Genomic DNA, 16,437 nt, shown 5'->3' with positions numbered 1-16,437 from the left:
TCCCTTCCGGTTCAGGTGCGGGGTTCGGTCCGTTCGCTGCCGGGGTCGGCGACGAGCGCGACCACGGCGGCGTCCACGGTGGGTTGGCCGGTCACGGCCGCCGCGGCCTCGTCGGTGACGACCAGGACGGTGGTGCCGACGCCGACGTTCAGAGGGTCGACGGCGACGAGGTCGGGCCCGTCGCCGTGCGGGCGGACCAGGACGAGCCGCCTGCCCTGCAACGCCGGCAGGATGCGGTCGGCCCACACCTTGCCGACGACGTCACCGAGCACCATCGGTTTCTCCCCGCAGGCCGGCGATGACCTCGCGGATGCGGGCCGGTTCGGGCGCGTCCAGCAGGGCCGCCGTGGTCGGGTGGGGCTTCGGGTAGACCTGGGAGCTGCGCAGCTCACCGTGGGCGCGGATGGCGGCCTCCCCGGCGGAGACTGCCTGGCGTACGGCGGCGAGGGTGCCCCGGACGGCGACCGCGAGGTAGCCGCTGGTGACCCGTTCCACGGCCACGCACCGGACGTCGGCGGTCTTGATCATGGCTTCGATACCCGCCGAGAGGGCCACCAGGCCGCGTGTCTCGACGATTCCGATCGCGATGTCGGAGGACATGGCTGATTCTCCTTAACCGGTTGTCAGTTGCCGACGAGGTCAGGCTCGGCGGCCAACGCGCTCACCGCGTCGCAGGGGCTGGCGAAGACGATCGAGCGCACCGAGCGGCTGCGCGCCCGGGCGGTCTCCTCGCCGATGTCCACCGCCTCCTCGACGGTGGCGAGGTCGCCGCGCACGGCGACCGCGACGATGCCGCCGCCGAGGCGTACGACCTTCGTCACCTCGACCTCGGTGGCCTTCACCATCGCGTCGACGGCGTCGAAGATGGGGGTGTAACCCTCGGCTTCGACGAAGCCCACGGCCACGTTTCGCATGTCTGCTCCTTGCTCTGGTTGCGGGTCGGCTTCGGTCAGGGACGCTCGGGCAGGTTCCAGGACAGGACGGCGGCGCCGGTGCCCCAGATCGGGCCGTACGAGTGCAGCTGTGCCGGGCCGTTGGCGGCGCCGGTGCCGGCGGCGAACGCGAGGGCCCGGAACTGGCTGTCCGCCTGGGCCTGCCGGGCGTAGTCCTCGCGGATCGCGAGCGCCTCGTCGACCTTGCCGGCGGTGAGCAGGTCGAGTACGCGGGTGTTCCACTGCTCGTGCGCGGGTGTGCCGATGTGGTCCTGGCCCGGCTCGATCCACTGCTGGATGAGTCCGGAGGAGAGTCCGCTCACCACGACGACGGCGGCGCGCACTCCGGCGTCGCGGGCGGCGGCGGCACCGGCCCGGCCGACGTCGGCGAGGGTGTCGGCGTCGGCGTACAGGTTGCAGGAGACCTGCGCCCAGCGCAGCTTGCGCTCCGGGTCGAGCAGCGCGGAGGTGACGATGGTCCCGGCGTCGATCGGGAAGCCCTCGTAGCGGGTGCGGCGCGCCTGCTTGCCGTCGGCCTGCACCCGGTCGGCCCACCGCTCGCTGAACTCGACGTCGAAGCGCAGGTCGTAGCGGAGCAGGCCGTAGTCGTAGGCGTACCAGTTCTCGTCGACGTGTTCGCCGCGCGGGTTGGGGTCGCACTGGAACTGGTGGCCGAGGACGGTGAACCACTGGGTGGACAGCAGCAGGACGACGTCGGGCTCCAGCCGGCGCAGGCGCTCGCCCACGTCGCGGGCGGCCGAGGCCAGTGCCGCCCAGCTCGGTGCGGGTTCCTTCGCGAGCAGGTGGGGCATGCCGGGCACGAGCGCTCCGGCGACGATTCCGGTCCGGTCAGCCATGGGGGCTCCCCTCGGGCAGCCACTCGACGACGGCGTTTCCGGTGCCGATGATCGTGCCGTAGCCGAGCACGTCACCGGCGACCTTGGGCCAGCCCATCGCGGCGAGCAGCCAGGTGAGGCTGCCGGCCTTCGTCTCCGACGCGGTCGCCTCGATGTGTTCGGTGATGAGTTCCCGCAGCGGGGCGGTCGGTCCCCGGCGGATCGCTTCGAGCAGCTTCATGTCCCACCGGTACTGGTGGTTGTTGTACGGGTGTTCGCGTTCCATGTCCTCCGGCAGCGCCGGCTCCTCGTGCCAGTGCAGGTGCGACAGGGAGTTGGAGGCGAGCAGCACGGCGCGGCGGCCGGTGGCCTCGACGGCGCGGCGGGTGGCCTCGCCGAGCACCTCCATCTCCTCCAGCGCCGCGTCGGAGTAGAAGTACGGGTTATTGTTCGCCGACAGGGAGACCACGGGGATGTCCCAGGCGGGGTTGGCCAGGTGCAGGGCGCCGATGGTGGCGTAGTCGACGCGTACCCGGGGGTCGCGCATGGCGCGGGTGACCAGGCCGAGGCCGCTGGCCTCCTCGACGAGGGCCTCGCCGAGTTCGACGTCGGTGCGGAAGTCGTAGCGGTAGCGGAAGAGGTGCGGGAAGATCGGCTCGACGGAGATGCCGCGCGGGTTGGGCGCGCAGTTGACGTGGTGGCCGACCATCGTGATCCAGTGCGGGGCGTGCACGATCAGCACGTCGGGGCGGTGCACCTCCTGGATGCGCTTGCGCAGCCGCTCGTAGGCCCAGCGCAGCGTCTCCCAGCCGCCGGTGGAGCGGGGCTCGTTCTGCGGCGGGTTCTCCGCGTAGATCAGGTGGGGCGGGTGCGGGCTGAGGCAGCCGGCGACGATGCCGGCGCGGGCCGGGGCGGCCTGCGGGGCCGGGGCGTTGCCGGCGCCGCCGCCGGGGCGGGGCCTGGTGGTCGCCACCGGCACCCGGAAGACCCTGCTCATGACCGCCCCTCCCCGGTGAGGACGCGCACGTACGCGCGGTGCTCGGCCGTGCCGCCGAGGATCTGCATCCCGTCGTCGTCGAGGGCTATCTCGTCGGCGGCCAGCGCGGCGTCGTGCCGCAGCCAGGCCCGCAGGGGTGCCGGGTGTACGCCGTGCAGTTCGACGAGGCTCTCCTCGGCCAGGCCGCTGCCGGGCGCGACGTAGGCCAGCCGGCGCTGGCCGCGCCGCCCGGTGTAGGCGGGCCGGTCGGTGGTGGTGAGGCGCAGCCAGCTCCGCTCGTCGCGCAGCCGCTGCCGCTCCTCGGCGGTGGCGGCGCGGTCGGCCTCGCCGTCGGCGTCGAGGACGACGCCGTAGCGCTGGCGGGCCTCCTCGCCGGTCAGGTAGTCCTGCCGGACGTCCTCGGCGACGGCGTCGGGCGCGCGGTCCAGCGGGTCGCCCCAGCCGCCGCCACCGGCGGACTCCATGACCAGCACGTCCCCGGCCCGCATGGGGAAGCCGGCGATCTTGCCGGGGGTGTCGAAGTCGACCCGTCGGCCGTCGGCGCGGCGCAGGTGGGTGACCGTCTGGGCGCCCGGGCCGCCGTGGCGCAGCCCGTACGGGGGGACGGTGGTGCGGTCGGTCTGCACCGAGTACGACCCGCCGCTGGCCAGCAGCCGGGTCTCCCGCCGGCTGCCCAGGCCGCCGCGGTGCGTACCGTCTCCGCAGGAGCCGGCGCGCAGCTCGCAGGCCTCGACCAGGATCGGGATCTCGGTCTCCAGCCGCTCGACGGACTGGATGGTGGAGATGTCGCCGAGGTCGACCGGGTTCATCGCGCTGGGGCCGTCGGATTCGAGGAAGCCGCCGTTGCCGCCGGCCGGGTAGTCGTAGTAGAGGTAGGGCTGGCCGGTGTGCTCGTCCACGCCGCCGATGAGGTTCTGGAAGGTGGTGCCGAACTGGTCGGCGGCGATGAGGTCGGGTGCCACCTGGCTCAACGCGGCCATCACGGCGGAGATGACCCGCTTGCGGACCTCGCTGTGGGCGTTGGCCGGGGCGGGGTAGCTGACGTGGACCACCGTGCCGGGCTCGGTGCGCACCCGCAGGGGCCGGAACGCGCCGTGGTTGACCAGCCCGCCGGGATCGAGGGCGGACTTGACGGCGATGAACACCCCGGCGACGGTCATCGCCCGCGACGAGTTGACCACGGCGGCGACCTGGGTGGAGGAGCCCCGGAAGTCGGCTTCGATCTCGTCGCCGTCGACGGTCAGCCGGCAGCGCACGATCGCGGCGTCGTAGTCGCCGTCGGTGTAGAGGTCGAGGTAGTCCTCGTAGCGGTAGGTGCCGTCGGGCAGCGACCGGATCATGTCCCGCAGCCGCTGCTCGGTGCGGTCCATGTTGGCGGCGACGCAGTCGAGGATCAGCCCGGTGCCCCAACGGTCGACGAGCTCCGTCAGCCGTCGTTGCGCGGTGTGGCAGGCGGCGATGCTGGATTCGAGGTCGCCGCGGCGTTCCTCGGCCATCCGGACGTTGGCGAAGAGGATGTCGAAGGCGGCCCGGTTGGGGCGGCCGGCCTCGATCAGCTTGATCGGCGGGATCCGCAGCCCCTCCTGGAGGATCTCGGTGGCCTGGCCGGAGACGCTGCCGGGGGTCATGCCGCCGATGTCGGCCCAGTGCATCCGGACGCAGGGGAAGAGGAACAGCTGCCCGTCGACGAAGACCGGGCTGATCAGGGTGACGTCGTTGAGGTGGCTGCCGCCCCGGTACGGGTCGTTGACGATGTAGAGGTCTCCGGGGCGCATCTCGGCGGCGAAGTCGGCGAAGATCTCGGCCACCGAGGCGGGCATGGCGATGACGTGTCCCGGCATGTCCCGGCCCTGGGCGACCATCTGCCCCGAGGGGTCGAAGAGGGCGCAGGAGAAGTCCTGGGCGTCGGCGATCACCGGCGAGTGCGCGGTACGGAAGATCGTCTGTCGCATCTCGCGGACGATCGAGATGAGACTTTCGGTGACGACTTCCAGGTCGATCGGATTCACAGTCATGCGGATGCCTCACTGATTTCCGGTGTCGGTCCGTATCTGCCGCCGGCGGGGACCTGGACTGGTCAGGGCGAGTGGACCACCGTGGGTTGAACCACCGTAGAGTGGACCACCATGTGGTCCTAGAGTTATATTATGAAACCTAGCAGCCGGAAAGGCAGGGAAGCAAGATGTCGTACGCCACTGACCCGACGCCCGACGAGGGCGCCGCCCCACGCGAGTCGGGCACCCAGGCGCTGGACCGCGCCCTGGGCGTCCTGCTGGCCTTCCGGGGTGACGCCGTCGAGCGCAAGGTCAGCGACGTCAGCCGCGAACTGGGCCTGCACAAGTCCACGGCCAGCCGGCTGTTCCGCGCGCTGGCCGACGCCGGCTTCCTGCAACGCAACGAGGAGAACGGCACCTACCGCCTCGGCGTCGCCGTCTTCGAGCTGGGCGCCCGCTTCCTCGCCGGCATCGACCTGCACGCGCTGGCCCGGCCGCTGCTGCACCAGCTCGCCGAGCACGAGGGCGAGAGCGTCAACCTCGCCGTCCTGGAGGGCTCCGACGCCATCTCGCTCTACGTCGTGCAGGGCACCCGCAACGTGCAGCTCGTCAGCCGCCTCGGCCGGCGCATCCCGCTGTGGTGCAGCGCGGCCGGCAAGGCGCTGCTCGTCGACCACGACGACGACGCCCTGCGCGCCCTGCTCGCCACCGTGCCGCTCAGGGCGCTGACCAGCAACACCATCACCGACCTGGACACCTTCGTGGCGCACATGGCCACCGTGCGGCAGCAGGGCTGGGCGCTGAACGACCAGGAGAGCGAGCACGGGCTGCGGGTGGTGGCCGCCCCCGTACGCGACCGGCACGACCGGGTCACCGCCGCGATCAGCATCTCCGGGCCGATCTTCCGCCTGGACGACACCCGCACCCGGGAGCTGGCCGACGCCGCCTGCCGTACCGCCGCCGAGCTGTCCCGGCAGCTCGGCCACGGCTTCGGCGACAGGTGGGGCGACTGACCGCACCGTCAGAACCGCTCCTGGGTGACCTCGGGCAGGATCCGCACGTGCAGCACCGCCGGCCCGGTCACCGGCAGCACCTCGTGGAACGCCGCCTCCGCGCCGGCCTGGTCGGTGACCGTCCAGGCCGGTACGCCAAGGGACCGCGCCACGGCGGCCAGGTCCCGGGCCGGGAACCGGGCCAGCGCCGGGTCGACGCCGCGCGGGCCGAACTTGCGCACCTCCGCGCCGTAGCCGCCGTCGTCGAGGACCACCAGCAGCACGGGCGCACCGACCCGGGCCAGGGTGTCCAGCTCCCCGAGGCCGGTGAGCAGGCTGCCGTCGCCCTCGAAGGCGACCACCGGCCGGTCCGGGCGGCCCACCCCGGCCCCGACGGCGTACGGCAGGCCGACGCCGATGCTGCCGAACTCCCAGGGTGCGATGAACGCGCGGTCCACGGCGGACGAGTCGAGCAGCAGGTTGGGCCAGCCGCCGAACTGCCCCACCCCGACCACGGTGGTGCGCCGGGCCGGGAGCCGGCGGGCGCAGATCCGGATGAACGCCCGGGGGTCGATCCCCGCTGCCCCCTCGACGAACTCGATGCCGTCGAACGGGTCGGCCGCGGCGATCTGCGCGGCCAGGGCGGGGCTGCGCCAGTCCGGGCGCTCGCGCGGGTCGAGCCGGGCCGTCACGGCCCGCGCGGTGGCCGCCGCGTCCCCGACGATCCCCAGGTCGACGGGCCAGCGCGCCCCCAGCGCCCGCGCGTCGGCGTCGACGGCGACCACCCGCGCCGCGGGGAAGAGCGCGCCGTGGTCGGCCGTCCACCGGTTGAGTCCGGCGCCGAAGGTGACCACCAGGTCCGCGTCGGCCAGCACCCGCCGGGTCAGCGGGCGGGCCAGGCCCCCGGCCACCCCCAGGTGGTACGGGTGCCCGGCGAAGAGCCCGGCGGCCAGCACGGTGGTGGCGAGCACCGCGCCGCAGCGGTCGGCAAGCCGGCGTACGCCGTCGGCCGCCGCCTCGGCTCCCCGCCCGGCCAGCAGCACCGGGCGGCGGGCGGCGGCCAGCAGGCCGACGAGGTCGGCTACGGCCGCGTCGGTGGGCGGCGTCGGCGCGGGCCGGTGCGTCACCGCGCGGGCCGGCGCGGGCGCGGCACCGGCCGGCACCGGCTCGTCCTGCAGGTCGATGGGCACGTCGAGGACGACGGGGCCGGGCCGTTCGGCGGCGGCCCGGAACGCCAGGCCGACGTCGCGGGCGGCGGTGGCCGGCGCCGCCACGGGCACGAACGCCCCGGCGGTGGCCAGCGCGAACGGCTGCTGCGGGAAGCTCTGCACGTGCAGCGGGTCGCCGGGCGGGGTGTCGCCGGCGATCAGCACCAGCGGCGTGCCGGCCTGCCGGGCGATGGTCAGCGCGGCGCCGGCGACCGCCAGGCCGGGGCCCTGGGTCACCGTGACGACCCCGCACCGGCCGGTGGCGCGGGCCCAGCCGTCGGCCATCATCACCGCGGCGTTCTCGTTGCGAGCGGCCACGAACCGGACGCCGTGGCGCTGCACCAGGTCCGCGACCAGGAACATGTTGGCGTCGCCGAGCAGCCCGAAGATCGTGTCGACCCCGTGCGCCACGATGGCGTCGGCGATCGCCTCGCCGGCCCTCACCGGGGGTCCCGGGCGAGGTAGTCGCCGGCGGGGCGCAGCGCCACGCTCAGCGCGCCGAGGTAGGAGTCGTTGGCGGCGGCCTCGAAGCGGGGCCCGGCCAGGCGGGCGGCCCGCTTGGTCATCGACCGGCCGACCGGGGAGGTGGCGAGCAGCCGCTCGGCGATCCCGGTCGCGGCGTCGGCGAGCCGCTCCGGCGGCACCACCTCGGTCACCAGGCGCAGGTCGCGCAGCTCGTCGGCGGGGATCCGGTCGCCGAGCAGCAGCCAGCGCTTGGCCAGGTCGGCGCCGACGAGGTCGGCGAGGATCGCGATGCCGCTCCAGGTCAGCGGGATGCCGAAGCCGACCTCCGGGAAGGTCGCGAAGCAGGTGTCGGCGGCCACCCGCAGGTCGCTGGCCAGGCCGAGCACCGCGCCGGAGCCGATGGCCGGGCCGTTGAACGCCGCGACGGTGCTCTGCTCCAGCCGGTACCACCGTTCGACCAGCTCGGCGGTGCGGCGCTGCACCGACATCGTGGCGCGGGCGTCGAGGGTGGCCAGCTCGTGCAGGTCGGTGCCGGCGCAGAACGCGGTGCCGGCGCCGGTGAGCACGACCACCTCGGTCCCCTCGTCGCGGGACAGCTCGTGCAGCACGTCCTCGAAGCGGGCGAGCATCGCCAGGTCGAAGCTGTTGCGCCGGGCGGGCCGGTTCAGCGTCACCCGGGCCAGCCGGCCGTCGCGGTGCAGCAGCACGGACTCGTCGGCATGGTGTGCGGCGGTCATGGCGACTCCGTATTCAGTAGGGCACGGTCGACAAGCGCGGCGGCGTGGCCGACGTACGACAGCGGGTCCAGCAGGCCGGCGAGTTCCTCCGCCGGCAGGGCGGCGGTCACCTGCGGGTCGGCGCGCAGCGTCTCCGCGAACGGGCGGCCCGCATCGAGGCTGTCGCGGACGATCCGCATGACCAGGTGGTGGGCCTGCTCCCGGCCGAGCGGACCGGCCAGGCGCAGCATCACCGCCTCGGAGAGCACGAGCCCGCCGGTGAGGTCGAGGTTCGCGCGCATCCGGTCGGGGTTGACGCCGAGGTCACCGAAGACGTCGACCAGCCGCTGCATCGCGCCGCCGAGCAGGATGAAGCACTCCGGCAGCAGCTTCCACAGGGTCATCCCGACGCCCATGTCCCGGTCGTCCTGGGCGACCATGGTCTGCAACGCCAGGGGCACCTGGGCCCGCAGGGTGCCGGCGGCGGCGATCACCGCCTCGCAGCGGATCGGGTTGCGCTTGTGGGGCATCGTGCTGCTGCCGACCTGGGTGGCGCGCTGCGACTCGTACGCCTCGCCGACCTCGGTGCGGCCGAGGAAGTAGACCTCCCGGGCCAGCTTCTCGGCGCTGGCGGCGACGAGGCCGAAGACCATCAGGCACTCGGCGAAGCGGTCCTGGGTGGCGTGCCAGGGGGTGTCGGCGACGCCGAGTCCCAGGTCGGCGGCGACCGCCTGCTCCAGCGCGAACGCCTGCGCGCCGTAGCCGGCCATCGTGCCGGCCGCGCCGCCCATGCTGGTCACCAGCAGCCGCTGGCGCAGTTGCCGCAGCCGGACGCGGTGGCGTTGCAGCTCGTCCTGCCACACCGCGCAGCGCAGGCCGAACGTCGTCGGCAGCGCCTGCTGCCCGTGGGTGCGGGCGGCCATCGGGGTGGCGCGGTGGCGCAGCGCGAGCCGCCGCAGCGCGCGGACCAGCTCGTCGACCTGCCGCTGCACGATGTCCAGGCCGTCGCGGGCCCGCAGGACGAAGCCGGTGTCCATCACGTCCTGGGTGGTGGCGCCGAGGTGGACGTAGCGGCCGGCGTCGCCGGGGCAGGCGGCGGTGAGCGCCCGTACCAGCGGCACCAGGGGGTGCACGGTGTCGGCGGCGTCGGCGGCGAGCACCGCCGTGTCGAGCCGCTCGACGCGGGCGGCCTCGGTGATCGCCTGCGCGGCGGCGGATGGGATGATGCCCAGCTTCGCCTGGCCCCGGGCGAGGGCGGCCTCGACGTCGAGCCAGGACTGCATGAGCTGCCGGTCGTTGAAGACCCCGCGCATCTCGGCGTTGCCGAAGAAGCTGGTGACGGTCAGCGAGTCCAGGAAGCACGATCCGAGCTGCATCAGCGTTCCCCCTCCGCGACGAGCAGTTCCCGGGCGGCCCGCCGGTCGACCTTCCCGGACGGCAGCAGCGGCAGGTCGGCGACGGTACGGATGAGAGTCGGCACCTTGTGCCGGGCCAGCCGTTCGGTGGCGGTGCGGGTGAGCCGGTCGACGTCGCAGTGCCCGCCGGGGACGGTCACGACCAGGGCCGCGATCTCCTCCCCCCAGCGGGCCGACGGCACGCCGAGGACGCACACCCGGGCCACGGCCGGGTCGTCGGCGAGCACCGCCTCGACCTCGGCGGGGTGCACGTTCTCGCCGCCGCGGATGATCAGTTCCTTGATCCGGCCGGCCAGGGTGAGGACCCGTTCGTCGGTGAGCGCGCCCAGGTCGCCGGTGCGCAGCCAGCCGTCGCTGGTGATCGTGGCGGCGGTGGTGAACGGGTCGTCGGCGTAGCCGCGGGTGACCGAGGCGCCGCGTACCAGCAGCTCCCCGACCTGCCCGGCGGGCAGCGGGGCGCGGGTGGCGGGGTCGACCACGGTGGCCTGGAGGTCCGGCAGGACGCGGCCGACGGTGTCACCGGGCGCGCCGCAGGTCCCGTCGCCGGGGTCCAGGCTGATCGTCGGGCCGGCCTCGGTCTGGCCGTAGACGACCGCCACCCGGTCCAGGCCGAGCACCCGTCGGGTGCGGGTGAGCAGCGCCGGGGTGCACGTGGCGCCGCCGAGGAAGCCGACCCGCAGCGACGACAGGTCCCAGCGTCCGGGTTCCCGCTCGACACGGTCGGTGAGCATCGACGCCATGGTGGGCACGGCCTGCACCACCGTGCACGCGTGCCGCTGGATCTGGTCGAGGACCGGCTCGGTGCGGAACCGGCGGGCGGAGACCCAGAGCGCGCCCGTCACGAGCGCCAGCATCGCCCCGCTGCCGAGCCCCGCCGCGTGGGCCAGGGGCAGCGGCGAGGCGATCCGGTCGTCGGCGCGCAGCCGGGCCGCCTCGGCCGTCCAGGCCGCGTTGGCCAGCAGGTTGCCGGCGCTCAGCGACACCATCTTGGCCGGGCCGGTGGAGCCCGAGGTGAACTGGATGTTGCAGGGGGCGTCGGGATCACCCACGGGTGCGGGAACCGGGCCGTCCCAGCCGGGCAGCCCCGACAGAGCCCCGGATCCCAGGTCCGCGTCGAGGACGTGCCAGCCGTCCGGGCGCTCGCCGGGCGGCAGCGCCGCCAGGACCCGCGTGACGGTGGACGGACCGTGCCGGTCGCGGACCCGCTCGGCGGCGTAGAGGCGCCGGGGCCGGCTGCGGGCCAGCGCCGAGGTCAGCTCGGGCCCGGTGAGGCCGGGGTGCAGGGTGGTCAGGGCGGCGCCCCGCCAGGCCGCGGCGGCCAGCAGCACCAGCCAGGCCAGCCCGTTCTCGGCCCAGACCGCGATCCGGTCGCCGCGGCCGACGCCCTGGGCCGCCAGGACGGCGGCGGCCCGGCCGGCGAGGTCGGCGAACTCCCCCGTGGTCACCGGCCGGGCCGGATCGTCGAAGACGTACAGGGCGCGGTCCGGCTGCCGCGCGGCGCGTTCCAGCACGGTGAGGTCGAGGGCTGGCGGGATCACGGATCACTCCTTGGTCAGCAGCAGGTTTCCGTGGTCGTCGACCGTGGCGGCCCATCCGCCGCCGACGACGGTGGTGCTGCCGTTCTCGCGTACGACGGCGGGTCCGACGACGGCGCAGCCCGGCCCCAGGTCGGCGCGGCGCCACACGGTCGCCTCGACCCAGCCGCCCGGGCGGTAGAGACGGGTCCTGCCGGGCTGCGCCGGGCCGCCGGTCGGGGCGGCGAAGCGGACGGCCGGGCGGGGCCCGAACGCGGTGAGCCGGCAGTTGACGATCTCGGCGGGGTGGTCGGAGCGGGTGTAGGCGTACCGCTCGGCGTAGGCGGCGTGGAAGGCCGCCACCAGCTCGTCGGCGGTGGCCGGCAGCTCGGGCAGGGCGACGGCGAGGTCGAAGCTCTGGCCCCGGAACCGCATGCCGACCGACAGGCCGAAGCTGACCTGGTCGGGCTCCACGTCGTCCTCGGCCTTGAGCTGGGCCAGGGCGGTGTCGCGCAGGTCGGCCAAGGCCGCCCGCACGGCCGCCAGGCCGTCGTCGTCGGCCGGTACCAGCACGGTACGGACGTAGTCGTGGCGGGCCTGGGCGGTGACGAAGCCGAGCGCGGAGAAGTTGCCCGGCACCGGCGGAACGAGGACCCGACGGATGCCGAGTTCGTCGGCGAGGTCGGTGGCGTGCATCGGGCCGGCGCCGCCGAAGGGCATCAGCACGAAGTCGCGCGGGTCGTGCCCGCAGGCGACGGAGATCTCCTTGATCGCGCTGGTCATCTTGACCGTGGCGAGGGTGAGGATGCCGTGCGCCAGGTCCAGCTCGTCGAGGCCGAAGTCGCCGGCCAGCCCGGCCAGGGCGGTGCGGGCCGCGTCGGGGTCGAGCGGCACCTCCCCGCCCAGGCTCTCCTGCGGGTCGAGGTGGCCGACGAGCAGGTGCGCGTCGGTGGTGGTCGGCTCGGTGCCGCCCCGGCCGTACGCGGCCGGACCGGGGGTCGAGCCGGCGCTGCGCGGCCCGACGCGCAGTTCCCCGCCCCGGTCGCGCCAGGCGATCGAGCCGCCGCCGGCGCCGATCGTGTTGATCTCGACCTGGAAGGTGCGGTTCGGGTAGCCGGCGATCTTCCCGTCGTTGGTCATCAACGGCGCGCCGTTCTTGATCAGGCAGACGTCCGTGCTGGTGCCGCCGATGTCGCAGGTGATGACGTTGGGATAGCCGGCGAGCGAGGCGAGGTGCACGGTGGCGGCGACCCCGCCGGCGGGCCCGGAGAGGGCGAGGTTGATCGGCAGCCGCCCGGCCTCCTCGGTGGAGACGACACCGCCGCTGCTCGTCATGATCGACAGCGGGTGGGCGTAGCCGCCGTCGGCGAGGGCGCCGCCGAGTCCGCGCAGGTAGTCGGCGACGGTCGCCCGCACGCTGGCGTTGAGCACGGTGGTGGCGAACCGCTCGTACTCGCCCTGCTCCGGCACCACGTCGGAGGAGACGGTGCAGACCAGGTCGGGGTACCGCTCCGCCAGCCGCCGCGCCGCGGCCCGCTCGTGGGCGGGATTGCGGTACGAGTGCAGCAGGCAGACCGCCACCGCCCGGGGACCGGCGGCGGCCACCCGGTCGAGGGCCTCGTCCAGCTCGTCGGTGTCCAGCGGCCGGACCACGCTGCCGTCGGCGCCGATGCGTTCGCGCAGCACGTGCCGGTGCCGGCGCGCGACGAGCGGCGGCCGGGCGCTCTCCTTGACGCTGTAGAGGCGGGGCCGGTGCCCGAGGCCCATCTCCAGCACGTCCCGGAAGCCCTCGGTGGCCAGCACCGACACCGGCTCGCCGGAGCCTTCGAGCAGCGCGTTGGTCACCCGGGTGGTGCCGTGCACGAAGCGGTCGACCGTGTCCAGGCTGACACCGAGCTTGGCGAGGCCCTCGAAGATCGCCGCCGCCGGATCGTGCGGGGTGGAGAGGGTCTTGGCCTCGGCGAGCCGGGCGGTGGCCGGCTCGTAGACGATGACGTCGGTGAAGGTGCCACCGATGTCGACGCCGATGCAGAGCATGGCGAGCCTTTCGGATAGGGGGTGGATGGCGTCGGCGACGGGTCGGGCCGCTAGAAGTTGACGCCGTAGCGGCGCAGGGTCCGTCCCGTGACCAGACGCAGGATCCAGTCGAAGAGGTAGCCGAGCAGGCCCAGGGCGATGATGCCCACGAAGACCCACTCCGTCTTGGCGTAGTTGCGCGCCGTCCAGATCAGCGATCCCAGGCCGCTCTGGGCGGCGACGATCTCGGCGGAGACGATCGTCAGGAACGAGTTGCCCATCGCCAGCCGGGCCCCGGTGACCACGTGCGGCACCGTCGACGGCAGCACGACCGAGACGAGGCTGCGTACGGGGCCGGCGCCGAGCGCGCGGGCCGCCCGCATCCGGATCTCGTTGACCGACAGCACCCCGGCCAGGGTGTTGAGGGCGACGATGAAGACGGTGGTGTAGAAGATCAGCGCCACCTTCGACGCCTCCCCCGGGCCGAGCCAGATGATGGCCAGGGTGACGAAGGCGATCGGCGGCACGAAGCGGAAGAACTGGATGTACGGGTCGAGCATCAGCCGCAGCCAGGGGATGCAGCCCATCAGCAGACCCATCGGCACGCCGACGAGCACGCCGAGCAGCCAGCCCGTGAGGATGCGGGTCGAGGACGCGCTGACCGAGTCCCACAGGGTCCCGTCGCGGACGAGCTCGACCGCGCCGTCGAGGGTGAGCCGCGGCGAGGGCAGGAAGAAGGCCGTGTAGTTGCGGCTGACCAGGTCCCAGATCAGCACGCCGAGCAGCACCGACAGGACCGACAGCCCGATGCGGGTCAGCCGGGGCCAGCGGTTGCGGCGGGGGCCGGTCGTCGCCGCCGCCCTGGTGCGGTCGGGGACGGTGGGTGCCTCGACTGTCATCGCCCCTCCGTCCGGTCGTCGCCCGCGCCGGGCCGCCCGTCGTGGCCGTCGTCGAGCCCCTGGGCGCGCAGCGTCCGGGCCACCTCGGCGCCGATGTCCTCACGCAACTCCCGGAAGAGCGCCGCGCAGGCCGGATCGGTCAGGTCACGGGGGCGGGGCAGGTCGCAGCGGTAGTCCTTCTTGATGGCCGCCGACGGTCCCGCGGTCATCGTGACGATCCGGTCGCCGAGCAGGATCGCCTCGCCGATGTCGTGGGTGACGAAGATGATCGTGGCGCCGGTCTCGCGCCAGATCCGGTCGAGTTCGACCTGCATCACGAGCCGGGTCTGGGCGTCCAGCGCCCCGAACGGCTCGTCCATCAGCACGACCGAGGGGTCGTTGGCCAGGACCCGGGCGAGCTGGGCCCGCTGGCGCATGCCGCCGGAGAGCTGCTCGGGGAACCGCTCGGCGCTGTGCGCGAGGCCGACCATCGCCAGGTACCGCTCGACCACCGCGTCGCGCTGGGCCTTCGGCACGCCGCGCATCTGCGGCCCGAAGGCGACGTTCTGGCGTACGGTCAGCCAGGGGAACAGCGCCTCGGCGCTCTGGAAGACCACGCCGCGCGACACGTCGGGTCCGGTCACCGGCTCGCCGCCGCAGGTCACCTCGCCGGCCGCCGGCCGGACGAAGCCGGCGACCGCGTTGAGCAGAGTGGACTTGCCGCAGCCACTCGGGCCGAGCAGGCAGACGAGTTCACCGGCGGCGATGTCGAGGCTCGCGCCGCTGACGGCGACGAACTCGCCGAAGCGGATGTCGACGTCGCTGATGCGGATCGGGGAGCCGGCGCGGCTGGCGGGTCGGCCGGCGAAGGTCGTGGCGGGTGCGGTGCCGTCGACTGTCACGCCACCCCCTTGACCATGACGGTCGCCGGGTCCGCCTTCTGGGTGACGATCTTGCTGTCCTGCTGGAACTGGGCGATCTCGCCGTAGCGCTTGAGGTCGTCGTCGGTGAAGTCGCGGACCTGGCACTGGACGCCCTCCAGCAGCGTCTGGGCCTCCTTCGCCGGCACCTTGATGGCCTTCTCGGTGACCGTGCCCGCCTTGGCGGGGTCCTTCGTGAGCTGCTCGCACGCCTGGCCGATGGTCTGGACGACCTTCTTGGCGGTCTCCTTGTTGGCCTCGTACCAGGCGCCGTCGACCCCGATCACCAGGTTGTAGACGTAGCCGATGTCGCCGCTGGTCAGCAGGACCTTGCCGCCGTTGGCGACGCCGCGCGACGGCCACGGCTCCCACATGATGTAGCCGTCCACGTCGCCGCGTTGCAGCAGGGCCGGCATCTCGGCGGGCGAGGCGTTGACGAACTCGACGGACTCCCGGCTGATGCCGCGCGCCGCGAGGACCTTGTTGGTGGCGTACTCGTTGACGGTGCCGGGGACGACGCCGTACTTCTTGATGCCGGATACGTCGCTGACGCCGGAGCGCGCCACGAGCTTGATGAAGCTGGGCGACTGCGAGAAGACGGCCAGGCCCTTGATGTCGCCCCGGGTGGCCCGGTTCAGCAGGCTCGACTCGGTGCTCGCCGTGAACTGGCCCTGCTTGGCCAGGATCGCGTCGAGGCCACCGGTGCCCTCCTGGAACTGGGTGACGGTGACGTTCAGGCCGTTGGCTCCGAACAGCTTCTCCTGGTCGGCGAGGTAGATCGGGGAGTACGCCGGGTCGACGCCGACGCCGAAGTTGACCGCCGCCGACGGGGCCGCCTCGCCGCCACCGGACTCGGTCGGGGTCTGGTTCTCCGCGCATGCCGCAACGGCGGCGGTCACCAGCAGGGCTGCTACCGCAGCTCGCAATGCTCGCATTCTCATGGCTACCCCAGATACCTAGCGGCTCATATTATGGTTACCGTTGCTTAATATGGGACGCTACTGCCGGACGGTGGGCGCAGTCAAGAGATTCGACCTCACCTTCCTGCAACAGACAGTAGCCGTCGATGATCGCCAGCTGACGGGTCGAATCCGCGATCACAAACCGGGAGCCCGATGAACACGCAGGACAAACGGGCCCATGCCGCCCGGCCGCACCCGCCGCCCACCGCCGAGGCGACCGGGTCGACCACTCTGCGTAGTCAAGGATCCGCCAGCGGCGGTCGGCTCGTCGCGCAGGCGCTCGTCGGACTGGGCACCTCGCTGGAGCGGACGTGGACCCCGACCGAGACGATCCTCTACGCCCTCGGGGTCGGCGCGGGACAACGCGACCCGGCGGCGGAGCTCCGCTTCACCACCGAGAACTCCACCGGACACCCGCAGCGGGTGCTGCCGACCTTCGCCAGCGTGCTCGCCGCAGACCCGCCGCCCCTGGGCGAAGTCACCGCGATCCGGCACGCGGAGGAGGCGCTGACCCTGTTCCGCCCGCTGTCACCCGCCGGGCAGGTGCACACCACCGCCGCCGTGACCGCCCTGCACGACCAGGGCAGCGGCG

Annotated in this window: 15 protein-coding genes and 1 pseudogene; 2 read left to right on the top strand and 14 right to left on the bottom strand. The window is 73.6% G+C overall.

Features of this window, described 5'->3' with window-relative positions; translation table 11 throughout:
• Positions 1-11: 11 nt before the first annotated feature.
• From ACN27A_RS02770 to ACN27A_RS02745, 6 genes are read right to left on the bottom strand one after another with little or no spacing between them, the layout of a single operon-like run.
• A complete protein-coding gene (locus ACN27A_RS02770; RefSeq protein ID WP_393403062.1) occupies positions 12-275 on the bottom strand; it encodes a EutN/CcmL family microcompartment protein in 264 nt (87 codons plus the stop codon).
• Positions 262-600, bottom strand: a complete 339-nt coding sequence (locus ACN27A_RS02765) for a BMC domain-containing protein (RefSeq protein WP_089000517.1) — start codon at positions 598-600, stop codon at positions 262-264. Before ACN27A_RS02765 ends, ACN27A_RS02770 begins: the two co-directional genes overlap by 14 nt.
• A 23-nt stretch (positions 601-623) precedes the next feature.
• On the bottom strand, positions 624-914 hold the full coding sequence (locus ACN27A_RS02760) for a BMC domain-containing protein (protein WP_393403065.1): 291 nt from the start codon (positions 912-914) through the stop codon (positions 624-626).
• Positions 915-949: 35 nt separating this feature from the next.
• Positions 950-1,789 (bottom strand): 2-amino-5-chlorophenol 1,6-dioxygenase subunit alpha, encoded by an 840-nt coding sequence (locus ACN27A_RS02755; protein WP_421449563.1) that lies wholly within the window; start codon positions 1,787-1,789, stop codon positions 950-952.
• Positions 1,782-2,765: a tRNA U-34 5-methylaminomethyl-2-thiouridine biosynthesis protein gene (locus ACN27A_RS02750; protein ID WP_421449561.1), complete on the bottom strand. Its 984-nt coding sequence runs from the start codon at positions 2,763-2,765 to the stop codon at positions 1,782-1,784. The genes ACN27A_RS02755 and ACN27A_RS02750 overlap by 8 nt, the downstream gene beginning before the upstream one ends.
• Positions 2,762-4,780: a hydantoinase B/oxoprolinase family protein gene (locus ACN27A_RS02745; RefSeq protein ID WP_421449560.1), complete on the bottom strand. Its 2,019-nt coding sequence runs from the start codon at positions 4,778-4,780 to the stop codon at positions 2,762-2,764. The genes ACN27A_RS02750 and ACN27A_RS02745 overlap by 4 nt, the downstream gene beginning before the upstream one ends.
• A gap of 167 nt (positions 4,781-4,947) precedes the next feature.
• Here ACN27A_RS02745 and ACN27A_RS02740 point away from each other — a divergent pair, with 167 nt between their 5' ends.
• Complete coding sequence (locus ACN27A_RS02740; RefSeq protein WP_421449559.1) at positions 4,948-5,772, top strand: IclR family transcriptional regulator; 825 nt, start codon at positions 4,948-4,950, stop codon at positions 5,770-5,772.
• Between the two features lie 8 nt (positions 5,773-5,780).
• On the opposite strand, the gene ACN27A_RS02735 is transcribed toward ACN27A_RS02740, so the two are convergent.
• From ACN27A_RS02735 to ACN27A_RS02700, 8 genes are read right to left on the bottom strand one after another with little or no spacing between them, the layout of a single operon-like run.
• A complete protein-coding gene (locus tag ACN27A_RS02735) occupies positions 5,781-7,403 on the bottom strand; it encodes a thiamine pyrophosphate-binding protein (protein WP_421449557.1) in 1,623 nt (540 codons plus the stop codon).
• Positions 7,400-8,161, bottom strand: coding sequence for an enoyl-CoA hydratase/isomerase family protein (locus tag ACN27A_RS02730; RefSeq protein WP_421449556.1), 762 nt, complete (start codon positions 8,159-8,161; stop codon positions 7,400-7,402). The genes ACN27A_RS02735 and ACN27A_RS02730 overlap by 4 nt, the downstream gene beginning before the upstream one ends.
• A complete protein-coding gene (purB, locus tag ACN27A_RS02725) occupies positions 8,158-9,516 on the bottom strand; it encodes an adenylosuccinate lyase (RefSeq protein WP_421449554.1) in 1,359 nt (452 codons plus the stop codon). The genes ACN27A_RS02730 and purB overlap by 4 nt, the downstream gene beginning before the upstream one ends.
• Complete coding sequence (locus ACN27A_RS02720; RefSeq protein ID WP_421449552.1) at positions 9,516-11,093, bottom strand: class I adenylate-forming enzyme family protein; 1,578 nt, start codon at positions 11,091-11,093, stop codon at positions 9,516-9,518. The genes purB and ACN27A_RS02720 overlap by 1 nt, the downstream gene beginning before the upstream one ends.
• Positions 11,094-11,096: 3 nt before the next feature.
• Positions 11,097-13,106, bottom strand: a complete 2,010-nt coding sequence (locus ACN27A_RS02715; RefSeq protein ID WP_421449550.1) for a hydantoinase/oxoprolinase family protein — start codon at positions 13,104-13,106, stop codon at positions 11,097-11,099.
• A gap of 50 nt (positions 13,107-13,156) precedes the next feature.
• Complete coding sequence (locus tag ACN27A_RS02710) at positions 13,157-13,984, bottom strand: ABC transporter permease (RefSeq protein WP_132239069.1); 828 nt, start codon at positions 13,982-13,984, stop codon at positions 13,157-13,159.
• Positions 13,981-14,865 carry an ABC transporter ATP-binding protein gene (locus tag ACN27A_RS02705; protein ID WP_357577105.1) on the bottom strand — a complete coding sequence of 295 codons (885 nt, stop codon included), beginning with the start codon at positions 14,863-14,865 and terminating at the stop codon, positions 13,981-13,983. Before ACN27A_RS02705 ends, ACN27A_RS02710 begins: the two co-directional genes overlap by 4 nt.
• Entirely contained in the window at positions 14,862-15,818 is a 957-nt protein-coding gene (locus tag ACN27A_RS02700) for an ABC transporter substrate-binding protein (RefSeq protein ID WP_421458356.1), read from the bottom strand. The genes ACN27A_RS02705 and ACN27A_RS02700 overlap by 4 nt, the downstream gene beginning before the upstream one ends.
• Positions 15,819-15,998: 180 nt before the next feature.
• Here ACN27A_RS02700 and ACN27A_RS02695 point away from each other — a divergent pair.
• A pseudogene (locus ACN27A_RS02695) lies at positions 15,999-16,385 on the top strand (hypothetical protein); the annotation flags it as partial.
• Between the last annotated feature and the right edge of the window lie 52 nt (positions 16,386-16,437).

Source organism: Micromonospora sp. WMMD737 (assembly GCF_049179055.1).
Classification (GTDB): Bacteria; Actinomycetota; Actinomycetes; order Mycobacteriales; family Micromonosporaceae; genus Micromonospora; species Micromonospora reichwaldensis.
The sequence above is the reverse complement of the archived record's forward strand: the minus strand, read 5'-3'. Positions and strand labels throughout refer to the sequence as shown.